The 15,435-nt window shown below is 65.3% G+C and carries 14 protein-coding genes; 7 read left to right on the forward strand and 7 right to left on the reverse strand.

Translation table 11 applies throughout. The annotated features are described in order from the left end of the window. Positions 1-145: 145 nt before the first annotated feature. A complete protein-coding gene (locus RJT37_RS01190; protein WP_313687104.1) occupies positions 146-412 on the reverse strand; it encodes a PRC-barrel domain-containing protein in 267 nt (88 codons plus the stop codon). A 239-nt stretch (positions 413-651) separates the two neighbouring features. Between RJT37_RS01190 and RJT37_RS01195 the strand changes: the two genes are divergently transcribed. Continuing rightward, positions 652-1,242 carry a GNAT family N-acetyltransferase gene (locus RJT37_RS01195; protein WP_313687106.1) on the forward strand — a complete coding sequence of 197 codons (591 nt, stop codon included), beginning with the start codon at positions 652-654 and terminating at the stop codon, positions 1,240-1,242. 53 nt (positions 1,243-1,295) lie between these two features. Here RJT37_RS01195 and RJT37_RS01200 read toward each other — a convergent pair whose 3' ends face one another. The 3 genes from RJT37_RS01200 to RJT37_RS01210 all read right to left on the reverse strand — a co-directional run bounded on the left by RJT37_RS01200 (position 1,296) and on the right by RJT37_RS01210 (position 2,642). Then, complete coding sequence (locus RJT37_RS01200; RefSeq protein ID WP_313687108.1) at positions 1,296-1,907, reverse strand: DJ-1/PfpI family protein; 612 nt, start codon at positions 1,905-1,907, stop codon at positions 1,296-1,298. Between the two features lie 65 nt (positions 1,908-1,972). Beyond that, positions 1,973-2,254, reverse strand: coding sequence for a DUF8142 family protein (locus RJT37_RS01205; protein WP_313687110.1), 282 nt, complete (start codon positions 2,252-2,254; stop codon positions 1,973-1,975). A 73-nt stretch (positions 2,255-2,327) separates the two neighbouring features. Further along, positions 2,328-2,642 (reverse strand): DUF7520 family protein, encoded by a 315-nt coding sequence (locus tag RJT37_RS01210; RefSeq protein WP_313687112.1) that lies wholly within the window; start codon positions 2,640-2,642, stop codon positions 2,328-2,330. Between the two features lie 130 nt (positions 2,643-2,772). Between RJT37_RS01210 and cdd the strand changes: the two genes are divergently transcribed. From cdd to RJT37_RS01225, 3 genes are all read left to right on the forward strand, one after another. Continuing rightward, positions 2,773-3,231: a cytidine deaminase gene (cdd, locus tag RJT37_RS01215; RefSeq protein WP_313687114.1), complete on the forward strand. Its 459-nt coding sequence runs from the start codon at positions 2,773-2,775 to the stop codon at positions 3,229-3,231. A 110-nt stretch (positions 3,232-3,341) separates the two neighbouring features. Then, positions 3,342-4,160, forward strand: a complete 819-nt coding sequence (locus tag RJT37_RS01220; protein ID WP_313687116.1) for a nucleoside phosphorylase — start codon at positions 3,342-3,344, stop codon at positions 4,158-4,160. A gap of 114 nt (positions 4,161-4,274) precedes the next feature. Next, on the forward strand, positions 4,275-5,465 hold the full coding sequence (locus RJT37_RS01225; RefSeq protein ID WP_313687118.1) for an NAD(P)/FAD-dependent oxidoreductase: 1,191 nt from the start codon (positions 4,275-4,277) through the stop codon (positions 5,463-5,465). Positions 5,466-5,526: 61 nt separating this feature from the next. Here the strand turns inward: RJT37_RS01225 and RJT37_RS01230 are convergent, their stop codons facing one another. Beyond that, positions 5,527-6,060 carry an Rrf2 family transcriptional regulator gene (locus RJT37_RS01230; RefSeq protein ID WP_311171951.1) on the reverse strand — a complete coding sequence of 178 codons (534 nt, stop codon included), beginning with the start codon at positions 6,058-6,060 and terminating at the stop codon, positions 5,527-5,529. A 208-nt stretch (positions 6,061-6,268) separates the two neighbouring features. Here RJT37_RS01230 and RJT37_RS01235 point away from each other — a divergent pair, with 208 nt between their 5' ends. Further along, positions 6,269-7,189: an NAD-dependent epimerase/dehydratase family protein gene (locus tag RJT37_RS01235; RefSeq protein ID WP_313687121.1), complete on the forward strand. Its 921-nt coding sequence runs from the start codon at positions 6,269-6,271 to the stop codon at positions 7,187-7,189. Positions 7,190-7,193: 4 nt separating this feature from the next. Continuing rightward, positions 7,194-8,102 (forward strand): arginase, encoded by a 909-nt coding sequence (rocF, locus tag RJT37_RS01240; RefSeq protein ID WP_313687123.1) that lies wholly within the window; start codon positions 7,194-7,196, stop codon positions 8,100-8,102. A 91-nt stretch (positions 8,103-8,193) separates the two neighbouring features. Here the strand turns inward: rocF and gyrA are convergent, their stop codons facing one another. Beyond that, on the reverse strand, positions 8,194-10,764 hold the full coding sequence (gyrA, locus tag RJT37_RS01245; protein WP_313687125.1) for a DNA gyrase subunit A: 2,571 nt from the start codon (positions 10,762-10,764) through the stop codon (positions 8,194-8,196). 33 nt (positions 10,765-10,797) lie between these two features. Further along, positions 10,798-12,756 carry a DNA topoisomerase (ATP-hydrolyzing) subunit B gene (gene gyrB / locus RJT37_RS01250; RefSeq protein WP_313687127.1) on the reverse strand — a complete coding sequence of 653 codons (1,959 nt, stop codon included), beginning with the start codon at positions 12,754-12,756 and terminating at the stop codon, positions 10,798-10,800. A 215-nt stretch (positions 12,757-12,971) separates the two neighbouring features. Here gyrB and RJT37_RS01255 point away from each other — a divergent pair, with 215 nt between their 5' ends. Then, complete coding sequence (locus RJT37_RS01255; RefSeq protein WP_313687130.1) at positions 12,972-15,419, forward strand: DNA topoisomerase VI subunit B; 2,448 nt, start codon at positions 12,972-12,974, stop codon at positions 15,417-15,419. The last annotated feature ends 16 nt before the right edge of the window (positions 15,420-15,435 follow it).

Raw genomic sequence — 15,435 nt, forward strand, 5'->3', positions numbered from 1 at the left:
GTTGCAAACGCTACTATATTCTCATCTGGTGTGGGGCCTTGTTCGGAACTGGTTTGATACTGTCTTTGGTCATTCTCACCAGGCCCGACAATTATTCAGAACCATCTGTGCAGCACTATTTCACGCAAACTGACTACTCACGACACTACGGTTCGTCAAGCGTCCCGGCTCGGCTCTTCTGCGGCGGCCGGACGAGTAGGTAGTCCTGTCTTGCCTCAATACGATCGGCCGGGACCAGGAGCTGGCCATCATCGATCTGATGATAGCCACCGCCGCCGCCACCGTGTGCCCTCAGCCGTAGGTTCTGTAGATCTCCTGTCTTGGGATCCATTGTGATGCTTTCGACGACGCCGAGTTCCGTGCCTTCGGTCGTCATTACCTCATTGCCAGTCAGAGAGGATGCGAGGACCATATGTGGTCCTACGCCACGAACTACTTAATCTGCGAGATAGCTGAAACTACCACTTCAGCAACCCGCTGGACTGAACGATGCTCGTTCAAAGTGTAGTAATCCTATTATGAGGCGTTTGTTCGGTAAAATCTGAACCACTATCACGAAGAAGCGGCTCCCCGATTCAGATCCCGTCCCACAGTCCGTATCCAACTGACCGCTCCGCAATACACTTCCATCCCGGTGTCGTAGACGTCGCTATGTACGTCCGGGACGCCAAAAACCGCGACGAGGTCTGGTTACTCGACAGGATCGAGGAGGCGGACATCGACGATCCCGCGTTTCGGTCCCGGGACTACGTGATTGCTCTCGACGAGGAGACGTCGCGGAAGGCCGGCTTCGGCCGCATTCGCGTCCACAAGACCGACGAGGGAGAGTTCTGCGAACTCGCCTTTGTCTACACCCTCGCGGAGTGGCGACAGCAGGGCGTCGGCGCCCACGTGATGGAGCGGCTCGTCGACGAGGCGAGCGACGAGGGCTACGAGACGGTCTACACTTTCACGCGCCAGCCGTCGTACTTCACGCCCTTCGGCTTCGAACCGCGGGAGGTCACCGACCTTCCGGCGCCCGTCGAGGAGCGACTGGAGGCCGTCCGCGAGACCCGCGGCGACGACGTAATCGCGATGGCGGTCAATGCGGCCGACTTCGACGTTCCGGAGACGTTCCGCGAGCGGTTCAAGAACGCGTCGCCGGCCGACGAACCCGAGGAGGGGGACAACGTCGAGGAGACCGCCGAGGACTTCGGGATCGACCCGTCGGAAGCGACCTATAAATACGACACCGGCAGCTGAGAGGGACGGCGTCACACGTCTCCCCTTTCGCTGTCGTGTTCCGGTCGGAGCGTTTACTCGGCCGCCGCGACGTCCGTCTCGCGATCGTACTCCAAAATCTCGGCCACTTCGTCGGCAACCTCGGTCCCGAACTCACGGCCGACGAGATAGAGTGCGAGGTCGATACCGCTGGTGATCCCGCCAGCGGTCACGACGTCCCCGGCGTCGACTACCCGTTTTTCGATAACCTCGACGCCCCTGTCCCGAAGGTCCTCCAGTGCGTGCTGGTGGGTCACCGCTGGGCGGTCATCCAGGACGCCGGCCGCTTCCAGGAGCATTGTGCCCGTACAGACCGCTGCAATCCGGTTGCCGCTACTCCAGTGTTCGTAGACGAGTTCCGGCACGCCGCCCCGTTCGATCTCACGGCGAACGCCCCGGTCCTCGGTATTCCATCCACCGCCCGCCACGAGTAGCAGATCCGGCGCTCGTTCGTCCGCCGGGGCGGGGAGAACACCGTCCGGAACGATCTCGACTCCATTCAGCCCGGTAATAGTGGCCCGTTCGTCGTGGGTGACCAGTGACACTCGACAGGGCGCGCCGACGTGTGCTGCCTTCTGGAACACCTCGTAGGGGCCGAGCGCATCCAGTTCGTCGAACCCATCGAAAATCAGGATTTGGACGAGCATACTCCGCGGTCGTGCTCAGACGTAGTAAATAGGGCGGCCGGTGGGCGCGGATCTCGCCGCGGGAGTCAGGTCCGATCGTCGAGGAAGTCCGTGCTGAAGACGATGTACGCGAGGACGGTACAGAAGAGAATCGGCGGCAGGATCGCGAAGGCCCACAGCGGTTCGATCCCCCACCCGAGCAGCAGCACCACGTTCCCGAGACCGATCAGGAGGAAGGGCGCGACCGCGAGCGCCGCCCGCTTTCGGTTCCGCGATCCGGACTCCCCAAGCGGGGCGTTCGGATCGAACTCCTCGTCGGGCGGCCCCGCGCCCTCGGCGCGATCCTCCGCGGACGTGGGCGTCGTCATACCCCGAAGTCGGCACTCGACGGATAAAAACGGTGCGCTGTCGGCGTGTCCCTTGCGATCACGACCTCGCTGTTCAGGTCCGCCCCTCGGGCCCCTCCGCGTCTTCGAGGCGCGAAGCGAGTTCGACGAGTCCGAAGAGCGTGCCGAGCACGAGCGTCGCGACGGCCATCCCGTAGAGCGCCATCGCGACAGGACTCGTCGGGATCGTCAGGGCGGTCCCCAGGATCGCGGATTCCGGCACGACTGCGGCGCCGTTGCCCCCGATGATCGCCCCGACGAAGCCCGAGATCACGATCACGCTCACACCGACCGCCAGGAGGATCTTGCGGCCGAGGCCCGGGGTACCAGTCGGCTTCCCCGGTTCGTTCGTGTCCGACTCGGAGTTCACACCGTCGTTACGTGCGGGGACGGCTTTGGTCTTGTTCTTCGAGGCGATGCTGATCAGTCCGGCCGCTCGGTGGGCCCGACACGCCGATCCGACGACAGCGTAAAGCGCCCGCCGCGAAAAAGCGGACTTGATGACTGACGACCTCGTGGAACGCGCCCGGACGGTACTTTCGGAGGCCTACGTCCCGTACTCGGAGTACCGCGTGGGAGCGGCGCTCGAAACCGCCGACGGCTCTGTGTACGTCGGCTGCAACATCGAGAACGCGAACTACTCGAACAGCCTCCACGCCGAGGAGGTCGCCGTGGCGGCCGCCATCAGAGACGGCTACCGCGAATTCGTGCGCATCGCGGTCTCGTCGGGCGCTCGCGACGGCGTGACACCCTGTGGGATGTGTCGCCAGACGCTCGCGGAGTTCGCCGACGAGGATTTCGAGGTCATCTGCGACCAGGGCGGCGAGGAGACGACAACCTACACCTTGGGGGAGTTACTCCCGGACACGATCTCGCCGGCGACGCTGGATGCGGCCGCTGCAGAGCGTGCGGCGTCCGCGGAGGGCGGTGCCGACGTAGACGACGACTCCGACGCGTAACTGGGACGCGATCCCCGCCGACGCGTAACCGAATTTCGTCACAATCGGTCGAGACTGCCACCGGTCCCCGCAGCCGACAGCCTATTTTCGCTGGGCGCTGGAAGGCCCGTATGAGCGACAGCGAAGATCCCGGGGACGAGGTCCAGTACCACATCGACGTCGGTCCCGACGACGTCGCCGACAGCGTCCTCCTCCCCGGCAACCCCGAGCGCGTCGACAAGATCACCGCGCTGTGGGACGACGCCGAGGAGCGCGCCTCTCACCGGGAGTACCGGACGGCGACCGGAACGTACGAGGGGACGCCGATCTCGACGACGTCGACGGGGATCGGGAGTCCCTCCGCCGCCATCGCGGTCGAGGAACTGGCCCGCGTCGGCGCCGAGACGTTCATCCGCGTCGGGTCCTGCGGCGCGATCCAACCGGAGATGGACGTCGGCGATCTGGTCATCACCTCCGGCGCGGTCAGACAGGAGGGCACCTCCGCGGAGTACGTCCGCGAGGACTACCCGGCGGTCGCCGACCGAGAGGTCGTCTCCGCACTCGTCGCCGCAGCAGAGCGACTCGGATACGACTACCACGTCGGCCTCACGATGAGTGCCGATTCGTTCTACGCCGGGCAGGGACGCCCGGGCTTCGAGGATTTCCGCGCCGCCGGATCGGAATCGCTGGTCGAAGACCTGAGGGCAGCGAACGTGAAGAACATCGAGATGGAGGCCGCAGCACTTCTCACCCTTGCGAACATCTACGGACTCCGGGCGGGGGCGGTCTGTTCCGTGTACGCGAATCGGATCACCGGCGAATTCCGGACCGAGGGCGAATCCCGGGCGGCCGAGACGGCGAGCCTCGCGGTTCACCTGCTCGCGAAGATGGCGGAAGAAAAGCAGGCGGCGGGGGTCGACCACTGGCATCCCGGCCTTTCAATCGACTGATACCGGCGAGGAGGTGCCTGGCCGACCCCGGAAAATCCACCGGTAGCGTGGGCTGCTCCTCGAAGACCGTTTCCGCAGTCCCTTTATCCGAGGCCTCCTGAGACGCATCTACCTATGAGTACACAGGTCGTCGTTGTCGGAGCCGGATATGCGGGCGCCGGCGCCGTGGCGCGCCTCGAAGAGCAACTCGATGCGGAGACGGATCTCACGTGGATCTCGGAGAACGACTACCACCTCGTCCTGCACGAGGTTCATCGGTGCATCCGCGATCCCAGCGTGGAATCGAAGATCGCCATCCCGGTCGACGAGATCAAATCCCCGTCGACGGAGTTCCGCAAGGGACACGTTACTGACGTCGACGTCGACGAGCGAGTGGTCGAACTCGAAGACGACGAGGTCGAGTACGATTATCTACTGCTGGCTGTCGGCTCCAGCACCGCCTTCTTCGGCATCGATGGGCTACAGGAACACGCTCACCAACTGAAAGGGCTCGACGACGCGCGTGCGATCCACGCGGACGTCCGGGACGCAGCCGAGGCGGCCTCCCGCGACGATCCCGCACAGGTCGTCATCGGCGGCGCCGGCCTCTCTGGAATCCAGACCGCCGGCGAAATCGCCGAGTACCGCGACGAGCACCGGGCGCCGATCGAGATCACACTGGTCGAGGGGCTCGACGAGATCTTCCCCGGCAACGACTCGGAACTGCAGGGTGCGCTCCGCAAGCGCCTCGAGGCGCTGGACGTCGAAATCCTCACGGGTGATTTCATCTCGCGGGCCGGAGAGGATGCAGTCTACATTGGCGGCGGCGACGAGGTCGAGCCGGAAGCGCTGCCGTACGACGTCCTCGTCTGGACCGGGGGCATCACCGCCCACGAAGAGGTTCACGGCATCGACGTCGAGAAGGACGACCGCTCGAAGCGGATCAACGCCGACGCAGACTTCCAGACGTCGGACGATCGGGTCTTCGCCGTCGGCGACACGGCGCTGGTCGAGCAGGGGCCGGACGCTGTCGCACCCCCGACGGCCCAGGCCGCCTGGCAGGCCGCCGACGTTGCGGGTGAGAACGTCGCTCGCGCCATCGAAGGCAAGCCGCTGAAGACGTGGCGCCACGACGACAAAGGGACCGTGATCTCCGTCGGCGACGACGCCGTCGCCCACGCGGTCAAACTGCCGATGGTCGGCGACGTCCCGATGAACGTCTTCGGCGGCCCTGCTGCGCGGACGCTGAAGAAGACCATCGCCGCCCGCTGGATCAAGGACATCGCGTCACCGCGCGCCGCGGTCGAGGCGTGGGACAGCCTCTGAGCGGCCACGAGAGACCGAAAAGAGCGAAGCCAGACGGAGTTTTTTCCGGGCTACCGGCGCTTCAGTGGGACGGCTCTTCGACGGGCGCGCGCATATCCTCGATCCGGAGGATGAGGATGTTGCTCGTGTCGTCTTTGCCGTCGACGGTGCCTTCGATCACTAGCTTCGAGAGCGGCGTCGGTCCCACAGTGACGCTGTCGCCCTCGTGGAACTCGCGGACCGAGCCCTGGATGTGGATCTCCGCGCGGCACAGCTCCGGGTGGTGAACCGAGGAGAGGTCGATCTCGTCGACGTTGGCGTTGTCGACCTCCTCGCCGTCGTGATACAGCGGGACGAAGGCCGGTTCGTCCATCTGGTCGACGTCGAGCGCCTCGTAGGCGTTTGCCGTCGGCTTGTACCCGCCCTTCGGTCCTGGGACCCCCTCGACCAACTGTAGCGCCTTCAGACTCTGCATCTGATTTCTGATCGTTCCCGGGTTCCGGTCGACCTCTTCTGCGATGTCTTCGCCCTTTACTGCGTCTTCGGTCTCCCGGTGGAGGTTGATCAATGCCGTCAGAATGGTTTTCTGACTGGACGTCAGCTCGATGGATGACATACAGTCTGGTAAGCCGTATACGGTCTTAAATCCGGTGGATGGATGAACGGAGTGTGAAACAGTCTCCCGATTTTCGTTCGATTGGGACGCGTTCGTTGGATTTTCGACTCGCCTCTTGGGAAAATCGGCAGCGATCGACACGACCGGCTGTCTGATTCGTCGACCGCTATTCGACACCACTTTGTGAGCCCTCGTATGTGTAGTAGGTATGCAAAATCAACGCGCTCTGGTGACCGGCGGGGCCGGATTCATCGGCTCGAACCTTGCGAATCACCTCGCGACGGACAACGAGGTAATCGCCGTCGACGACCTACATCTCGGTACGCCCGAGAACATCGACGAAGACGTCGAGTTCGTCGACGCCAGCGTCTTGGACGACGACCTCCCGACCGCGGACGTCGACGTGCTGTTTCACCTCGCGGCGTACTCCTCGTACACGATGGCCGAAGAGCACAAACGCGACGCGACTCGCGTGAACGTCGAGGGGTTCGTCAACGCAGTCGAACAGGCCCGCGAGGACGGCTGTGAGACGGTCGTCTACGCCTCGACCTCGTCGATCTACGGTTCTCGGACAGAGCCCTCCCCCGAGGAGCTTCCGGTGGAGGCACGGACCTGCTACGAGGCGTCGAAACTCGCCCGCGAGAAGTACGGCGAGTACTTTCATCACCACTACGATATGACGCTCGCCGGGCTGCGTTTCTTCTCCGTCTACCAGGGGTACGGGGGCGCGGAGGAGCACAAAGGCGAGTACGCAAACACCGTCGCGCAGTTCACGCACAAGATCGCCAACGGCGAGCGCCCGGAGGTCTTCGGTGACGGCACCCAGACCCGCGATTTCACCCACGTCGACGACATCGTCCGCGGAATCGAACTCGCCGCCGACCACCGCCTGCAGGGGATCTACAACCTCGGCACCGGCGAGAGCTACACGTTCAACACGATGATCGAGTTGATCAACGACGGACTCGGAACCGACGTCGAGCCGAAATACGTCGAAAACCCCTTAGACGTCTACGTTCACGACACGATGGCCGACAGCACGAAGATCCGGGAGGCGACCGGCTGGGAGCCGGAGATCGACTTCGCGGAGGGCGTCGCCCGCGTCTGTGCACCGTATCTGGAGGAGTGAGGCGATGAAAGAGCCCGTCCGGATCGTCGGCGCGCCGGTCGACTACGGCGCGAATCGCCGCGGCGTCGATATGGGCCCGTCAGCGATTCGCTACGCCGGTCTCGCGGACGAACTGACGAAAATTGGACGTGAGGTCGTCGACGACGGCGACGTCCGCGCGCCACGCCCCGAAGAACGCGATCCGGAAGTCGAAACCCTGGCCGCTGGCTCGACGCTGTTTCTCAGAGAGACGCGTGAGGTCGCGACCCGCCTGGCCGACCGGGTCGACCGAACGCTCGCCGACGGCGCCCTCCCGCTCGTTCTCGGCGGCGACCACTCGGTCGCGATCGGGTCGGTCGTCGGGTCGGCCCGGGAGGGGGACGTCGGTGCGGTCTGGTTCGACGCCCACGGCGACTTCAACACGCCCGAAACGTCGCCCTCGGGGAACGTTCACGGGATGCCGCTCGCGGCGCTGCTCGGCGTCGGCGCCTTCGCGGACGTCGAGTGGGCGAACGCCGCCGGACTCGACGCGTCGAACGTCGCGCTCGTCGGACTCCGGGACGTCGACGAGGCCGAACGGGCGGCCATCGCCGACAGCGACGTGACGGCCTTTACGATGTCCGATATCGACGCTCGGGGGATCTCCGCCGTCGTCGCCGACGCGCTGGATGTCGCCACGAGCGGCACCGACGGCATCCACGTGAGCCTCGACCTCGACTGGCTGGATCCGCGTGAGGCGCCGGGGGTCGGGACGCCCGTCCGCGGGGGCGTCACCTACCGCGAGGCCCACGCGGCCCTGGAAGCCGTCGCCGAGTCCGACTGTCTCCGCTCTTTGGAACTCGTCGAGGTGAACCCGATCCTCGACGAGCACAACGAGACCGCGTCGCTCGCGACGGAACTGGCGGCGAGCGCGCTCGGCAAGCGGATCCTCTGAACTGCGGCCCTCGTGGCGGTCCTGTGAGACAGCCGAACACACCACGTTTCCGGTGAAAAGTTCCGGATCGGTCCGATACGTCCCTCTGTCGCTACTCGGTGGCCTGCGAGTCCTCGGCGGGGTCGTCGGCGTCTTTGGCGGATTCGTCGGCGTCGTCAGCGGGGTCGTCGGCGTCCTCGCCGGCGAAGTGGACGTCGACGCTGGCGACGGCGTCGCCGGGTTCCAGATCCATAATCGTGACTCCCATCGTGTTCCGGCCGACGGTCGAGATGTCCTCGACGGGCGTGCGGAGGATCTGCCCGTCGCCGCTCATCACGAACAGGTGGTCGCCGGGGCCGACGGTCTCCAGTTCGCAGACGAGGCCGTTGCGCTCGTTCGTCTTGATGTCGATGAGTCCCTTCCCGTTCCGGGACTGCCGGCGGTACTGGTCGATGTCGGTCCGCTTGCCGTAGCCGTTCTGGGTGACAGTGAGCACCCAGCTTGTGCGGTCGGGTTCGACGGCCGCGAGCGCGGCCACCTCGTCGTCGCCCTCCAGTTGGATTCCACGGACGCCGCGGGCCGAGCGGCCCATCGCTCGAACGTCGGCCTCCTCGAACCGGATCGACATCCCCTCGCGGCTCGCGAGGATCAGGTCGCGCTCACCCTCGGTCACCTCGACGTCGACCAGGGCGTCCTCGTCGTCGAGTTTCGTGGCGATGATGCCCGTCGAGCGGATGTTCTGGAACTCCTCGACGCTCGTGCGTTTGATGTAGCCCTCGCGGGTCACCATCGTGAGATACTCGTCGGCGTCGGTATCCATCTCGGCGGTGTTGACGACCGCGGTGATCTCCTCGCCGTCGTCGAGATCGAGCAGGTTCACCGCCGACTTCCCGCGGGCGGTCCGAGACATCTCCGGGACCTGGTAGGTCTTCAGCTGGTAGACCTTCCCGTGGGTGGTGAAGTACAGCAGGTAATCGTGGGTGCTGGCGACGTACACCGACGACACCCGGTCGCCCTCTTTCAGTCCGGTGCCGATGATGCCTTTGCCGCCGCGGTGCTGGGCCTTGAACCGGTCCAGCGGCATCCGCTTGATGTAGTCGTCCTCGGTGACGACGACGACGACGTCCTCCTCGGCGATGAGGTCCTCGTGGGTGACGGTTCCGGTGTCCTCGATAATCGAGGTCCGGCGGTCGTCGTCGTACTCGTCTTTGATCGCCAAGAGCTCTTTCCTGACGACCGCGTCGAGTTCGTCGGGGTCGTTGAGGATCGTCTCCAAGCGATCGATCCGCGATTGGACCTCCTCGTACTCGGTGCGGATCTCGTCGGCCTCCATCGCGGTGAGCGACCCGAGTTGCATCGCGACGATGTGGTCGGCCTGCGCCTCCGAGAAGTCGAAGGACGGCAGCGGTTCGCCGTCGACCTCGACGACGTGCTCGCCGCGCAGCGCCGCCTTCGCGTCGTCGCGGCTCTCTGAGTTTCTGATGACCTCGACGACGTCGTCGACGTTCTCAAGCGCCGTCAGTCGGCCTTCGAGGATGTGCGCGCGGTCCTCCTTCTCCTGTAGCTCGTACTGTGAGCGCCGACGGACCACCGTCCGGCGGTGTTCGAGATACTCTACGAGGGTCTCCTTGAGCGTGAGGACCTGCGGCTGGCCGTCGACCAATGCCAGGTTGATGACGCCGAACGTCGATTCGAGGTGGTGTTCCAGCAGCTGGTTTTTCACGACCTCGGGGTTGGCGCCGCGTTTGAGTTCGATGACGACGCGGATGCCGTCGCGGTCGGACTCGTCGCGCAGGTCGCGGATTCCCTCGATCTTCCCCTCGTTGACGTCGTCGGCGATCCGCTCGACCAGCCGCGCCTTGTTCCCCTGGAAGGGGAGTTCCGTGATCACGATCCGATCGTCCGTGACCTCGAACTCCGCGCGGACGCGGAGCCGGCCGCGACCCGTCTTGTACGCCTTGTGGATCGCGTTGCGGCCGACGATGTTCGCCCCGGTCGGGAAGTCCGGCCCCTTGACGTACTCCATCAGGTCCTCGATCGTACAGTCGGGGTGTTCGATGAGGTGGACTGTCGCGTCGATGACCTCTCCCAAATTGTGCGGCGGGATGTTCGTCGACATCCCCACGGCGATGCCCGAGGAGCCGTTGACGAGCAGGTTCGGGAACGCCGCGGGGAGGACCTCCGGCTCCGTCAGCCGGTCGTCGTAGTTCGACGTGAAGTCGACGGTGTCCATCTCGATGTCGTCGAGCAACTCCTCGGCGATGGGCGACATCCGCGCCTCGGTGTACCGCATCGCGGCCGGCGGGTCGCCGTCGACGGAGCCGAAGTTCCCCTGGCCGTCGACCAGCGGATAGCGCATCGAGAAGTCCTGAGCCATCCGCGCGAGCGTGTCGTAGATCGCGGAGTCGCCGTGCGGGTGGTAGTCACCCATCGTCTCCCCGACGATCGAGGAGGACTTCCGGTGTGAGGAGCGGGCGGTCACGCCCGACTCGTGCATCGCATAGAGGATCCGCCGGTGGACGGGCTTGAGCCCGTCACGGACGTCCGGCAGCGCCCGCCCCGCGATGACCGACATCGCGTAATCGATGTAGGACTGCTCCATCTCCTGTTCGATGCGTGCGGTCTCGACCTCCGCGGCGATTCCGGTCCCGGGGTCGAACTCTCTCGGTGCGTCGGAACTCATCTATCGACCACCTCGTGTGCGTCGGAACTGCATCTATATGTCCACCCATTTGGCGTCGGTCGCTCGGTCCTTGATGAACTGCTTGCGCGGTTCGACGGCGTCGCCCATCAGCACGGAGAACATCTTGTCCGCGGCGGCGGCGTCCTCGACGGTGATCTGCTTGAGGATGCGGTTCTCCGGGTTCATCGTCGTGTCCCAGAGCTGATCGGGGTTCATCTCGCCGAGGCCCTTGAACCGCTGGACCTGCGTGGGGTTGCCGCCGCACTTCTCTTCGATGATCCGGTCGCGCTCGGCCTCGGTCATCGCGTCGTAGGTCTCGCCGCCGTAGCGGACGCGGTACAGCGGCGGCTTCGCGGCGTACACGAAGCCGGCTTCGACGAGCGGGCGCATGTGGCGGTACAGAAGCGTCAAGAGCAGCGTTCTGATGTGTGCCCCGTCGACGTCGGCGTCGGTCATCAGAATGATCCGCTCGTAGCGGACGTCGTCGATGTCGAACTCCTCGCCGACGCCCGCGCCGATCGCGGTGATGAGCGCGCGGACCTCGTCGTTCTCCAAGACGCGATCGAGCCGGTGTTTCTCGACGTTGAGGATCTTCCCCTTGATCGGCAGAATCGCCTGGAACCGCCGGTCGCGGCCCTGCTTCGCCGAACCGCCCGCCGAGTCGCCTTCGACGACGAACAGTTCCGACTCCGCGGGGTCGCGGCTCTGACAGTCCGCGAGTTTCCCCGGCAGCGACGTCGACTCCAGCGCCGACTTTCGGCGGGTGAGCTCTTCGGCCTGCTTTGCGGCCTTTCGGGCCTTCGCGGCCTCGACGGCCTTCCCGACGATTGCCTCGGCGGTGTCGGGGTGTTCCTCGAGATAGGTGCCCAGTTTCTCGTGGGTGATCGACTCGACGATGCCGCGAACGTCGCTGTTGCCGAGTTTCGTCTTCGTCTGCCCCTCGAACTGCGGGTCGGGGTGTTTGATCGAGATGACCGCAGTGAGCCCCTCGCGGACGTCCTCGCCCTTCAGCGAGTCGAGGTCGCCGAGGAGGTCGTGTTCGCGTGCGTAGTCGTTGACGACGCGGGTGAGCGCCGTCTTGAATCCGGTGAGGTGGGTGCCACCCTCGCGGGTGTTGATGTTGTTCGCGAAGGCGTGGATCGACCCCTGGAGTTCCTCGGTGGCCTGCAACGCCACCTCGATTTCGATCCCCTTCGCGCTGTCGGCGTAGTAGATGACGTCGTCGTGGATGACCGTCTTCGTCTCGTCGAGATAGCGGACGAACTCGCGGATCCCACCCTCGTAGCAGAAGGTGCGCTCTCGGCGCTCGGCGTCGGAGTCGTCCGCCGTTCCGGGCGCGTCGTCGTCCGATCCCCGCTCGTCGATCAACTGGATCTCGACCCCGGAGTTGAGGAAGGCGAGTTCCCGGAGCCGGTTTTCGAGCGTGGAGAACTCGTACTCGACCGTCTCGAAGATCTCCCCGTTGGGCCAAAAGCGGACCGTCGTGCCGGTCTCCTCGTCGGGGTCGAGGTCGCGGACGCGCTCGAAGGCGCCCTCCTTCGGTTCGCCGTGGTCGAAGCTGTCGCGCCACAACGCCCCGTCGCGTTTGATTTCGACGTCGAGGCGTCGCGAGAGCGCGTTGACCACCGAGACGCCGACGCCGTGGAGCCCCCCGGAGACCTGGTAGGACTTGTTGTCGAACTTCCCGCCGGCGTGGAGGACCGTCATGATGACCTCCACCGCGGGGCGGTCGTACTGCTCGTGGGTGTCGACCGGAACGCCGCGGCCGTTGTCCGAGACCGACACCGACCCGTCGTCGTGGAGCGTGACCGTGATGTGGTCGCAGTACCCCGCGAGCGCTTCGTCGATCGCGTTGTCGACGACCTCGTAGACGAGATGGTGTAAGCCGCGGGAGTCCGTCGACCCAACGTACATCGCCGGGCGCTTCCGGACGGCCTCGAGCCCTTCGAGGACCTGGATCTGCCCGGCCCCGTACTCAGTTTCGCGTGACATTGAACGTACAGGGGTTAGTTCATCTCCACTCATAAACCCTCGCACGCGCGGGCGCGCATCGACGTGTGGAGGGTCCCAAGCGTCGGAGACGGGAGCGGGGCCAAAAGCGGGTTCCGATCGCTGGAGACGGGGGGCAACCGTCGCACAGGTCGCGTCCACTTTCACTGTGCTGCCGAACCCTTCTTAACGATCCGTCGGGTAGATGGGCGCACAGAATGACCTCGTTTCAGTCGGAACTCGGCGAGGAAAAAGCCGAGGAGGAGAAAGTCGGCACGGAGGAAGCCGAGGAAGATGTCGGGATCGCCGAGGAGTTGGCGGGGGGGCAGCGGGCGATCTCCATCGCCGAGTTCTTCGAGAAAAACAAGCAGATGCTCGGCTTCGGGTCGGGAGCCAGAGGACTCGTCACCGCCGTCAAGGAGGCGGTCGACAACGCCCTCGACGCCACCGAGGAGGCCGGGATCAAGCCGGACATCTCCGTCGAGATCAGGGAGTCGGGCGATTACTACACGCTGATTGTCGAGGACAACGGCCCCGGGATCACCCGCGAGCAGATCCCGAAGGTCTTCGGGAAACTCCTCTACGGCTCCCGGTTTCACGCCCGTAAGCAGGCCCGTGGACAACAGGGAATTGGCATTTCAGCGGCTGTACTGTACGCTCAGGAGACTTCCGGCAAACCAGTCAAGATCACCTCCCGGACCCAGCGCTCCGAGCGCGCCCAGTACTTCGAGCTCATCATCGACACCGACACCAACGAGCCGGAGATTTCCGTGGAGGAGGAGCGCGCCCCTGGCGAGTCGGACCTCTCGCCGACCCACGGGACACGCATCGAGATGGAGATGGAGGCGAATATGCGGGCCCGAACGCAGCTCCACGACTACATCAAACACACCGCGGTCGTCAACCCGCACGCGCGACTCGTCCTCGACGAACCGGGACTCGAGGAGCCGCGGCGCTACGAGCGGGTCGACGGCGCCTCCCTGCCGGCCGAGACCGAGGAGATCCGCCCACACCCCCACGGCGTCGAACTGGGGATGCTCATCAGGATGCTCGAGGCGACCGAGTCGTACTCGGTGTCGGGGTTCCTCCAGGAGGAGTTCACCCGCGTCGGCTCGAAGACGGCCACGAAGGTGCTGGATCGCTTCCGTGACCGGCACTTCGGCCGCGAGATGGGGTGGGCGGTCCCGCAGGATCCCGATACCCCACTGGAGACGGCGATCGAGGACGCCGTCGCCAACAAGGGCAAAGAGGCGACGGCGGCGTTCGCAGCGCGGGTCGCCGAGACGCTCTCCTCCCGGGAACGGACGACTCACTCGGAGCTTTCGGAGATCGTCGACACCGTCGCCGACGACATCGAAGCGGAGTTCGACGCGAACTTCGGCGCGACGGTCCGCGAGAACGCAGTCGAGGCGGCCTGGGACGTTCTGACCTCGGATCTCGACCCGGACCTGTACTCCCTGGTCGACGAGGCGACGAGCACTCGGAAGGACGATGCGACGATCGCGGGACTCGCCGAGCGACTGGCCGAGAAGTTCCGGAAGGGCGACTCCAGACACCGGGCCACCCGCGAGACGCTCGTCGACTACGTCGATCGCTCGGCGGACCGCCTCGTCGACGAGGACACCTCCTTCGGCGAAACCGCCCGCGAGAACGTCGTCGAGGCGGTATGGGCCGCGATGCGGACGGTTCCCGACGACGTGCCGAAGGTCGGGACGGTCGCCGGCACCCGCGACATCGCCTCGGAACTGCTCGAAGCGATGCGCGAGACCGACATCCTCGCGCCGCCGACGAACTGCCTGTCGCCGATCACGGCCGAACTCGTCGAGGCCGGTCTGCGGAAGGAGTTCGACGCCGACTTCTACGCCGCGGCGACGCGGGACGCGGAGGTCCACGGCGGCGATCCCTTCGTCGTCGAGGCCGGCATCGCCTACGGCGGCGAACTGGAAGACGGGACGGTCGGCCTGCTCCGCTTTGCGAACCGCGTTCCCCTCGTCTACAAGCGCGGAGCGTGTGCCACGACCGACGTGATCAAGGGGATCGGCTGGCGCAACTACGGGCTCGATCAGCCCGGCGGCTCGGGGCTGCCGAGCGGTCCGGCGGTGATTATGATCCACGTCGCCTCCACGAACGTGCCCTTCACGAGCGAGTCGAAGGACGCGGTCGCGAACATCCCCGAGATCGAAGACGAGATCGAACTGGCCGTCCGCGAGGCCGCCCGCGACCTCAAATCGTATCTGAACAAACGGCGGTCGATGCAGAAGCGGCGGGAGAAACAGGACGTTCTCGGGCGCATCCTGCCGGAGATGGCCGACAAACTCTCCGAGGTCACGAACCGCCCCCGGCCGAACATCGACGGCGCGCTGGCGCAGATTATGAACAACGTGAGCGTCGAGCGCGAGGTCGACGGCGACGATGTCACCCTGGTCGTCGAAAACCACTCGGACCGGAGCGAAAGCCCAGAGATCACCGACATCGTCTCGGCCGAACCGTCGAATCTTCCCGAGGACGCCAGCGCCGTCGACCTCGACGGCGAGTGGTTCATCTCCTGGGAACCGTCGGTGCCGGCGGGCGAGTCGGCTGAACTCACCTACACCGCCGCGGGCGACCCATCCTTCGACGTCGACGTCGACGGCGTCGAGGCCGAGAAACTGACGATCAACGCCTGAGTCGGACGGACCGACC

The organism is Halobellus marinus, from assembly GCF_032113415.1.
GTDB classification, from domain to species: domain Archaea; phylum Halobacteriota; class Halobacteria; order Halobacteriales; family Haloferacaceae; genus Haloquadratum; species Haloquadratum marinus.

Coding starts and splice junctions, on each gene's coding strand:
- RJT37_RS01190 (WP_313687104.1), bottom strand. CDS start 412: ATGGTCCTCGCATCCTCTCTGACTGGCAATGAGGTAATGACGACCGAA.
- RJT37_RS01195 (WP_313687106.1), top strand. CDS start 652: ATGTACGTCCGGGACGCCAAAAACCGCGACGAGGTCTGGTTACTCGAC.
- RJT37_RS01200 (WP_313687108.1), bottom strand. CDS start 1,907: ATGCTCGTCCAAATCCTGATTTTCGATGGGTTCGACGAACTGGATGCG.
- RJT37_RS01205 (WP_313687110.1), bottom strand. CDS start 2,254: ATGACGACGCCCACGTCCGCGGAGGATCGCGCCGAGGGCGCGGGGCCG.
- cdd (WP_313687114.1), top strand. CDS start 2,773: ATGACTGACGACCTCGTGGAACGCGCCCGGACGGTACTTTCGGAGGCC.
- RJT37_RS01220 (WP_313687116.1), top strand. CDS start 3,342: ATGAGCGACAGCGAAGATCCCGGGGACGAGGTCCAGTACCACATCGAC.
- RJT37_RS01225 (WP_313687118.1), top strand. CDS start 4,275: ATGAGTACACAGGTCGTCGTTGTCGGAGCCGGATATGCGGGCGCCGGC.
- RJT37_RS01230 (WP_311171951.1), bottom strand. CDS start 6,060: ATGTCATCCATCGAGCTGACGTCCAGTCAGAAAACCATTCTGACGGCA.
- RJT37_RS01235 (WP_313687121.1), top strand. CDS start 6,269: ATGCAAAATCAACGCGCTCTGGTGACCGGCGGGGCCGGATTCATCGGC.
- rocF (WP_313687123.1), top strand. CDS start 7,194: ATGAAAGAGCCCGTCCGGATCGTCGGCGCGCCGGTCGACTACGGCGCG.
- gyrA (WP_313687125.1), bottom strand. CDS start 10,764: ATGAGTTCCGACGCACCGAGAGAGTTCGACCCCGGGACCGGAATCGCC.
- gyrB (WP_313687127.1), bottom strand. CDS start 12,756: ATGTCACGCGAAACTGAGTACGGGGCCGGGCAGATCCAGGTCCTCGAA.
- RJT37_RS01255 (WP_313687130.1), top strand. CDS start 12,972: ATGACCTCGTTTCAGTCGGAACTCGGCGAGGAAAAAGCCGAGGAGGAG.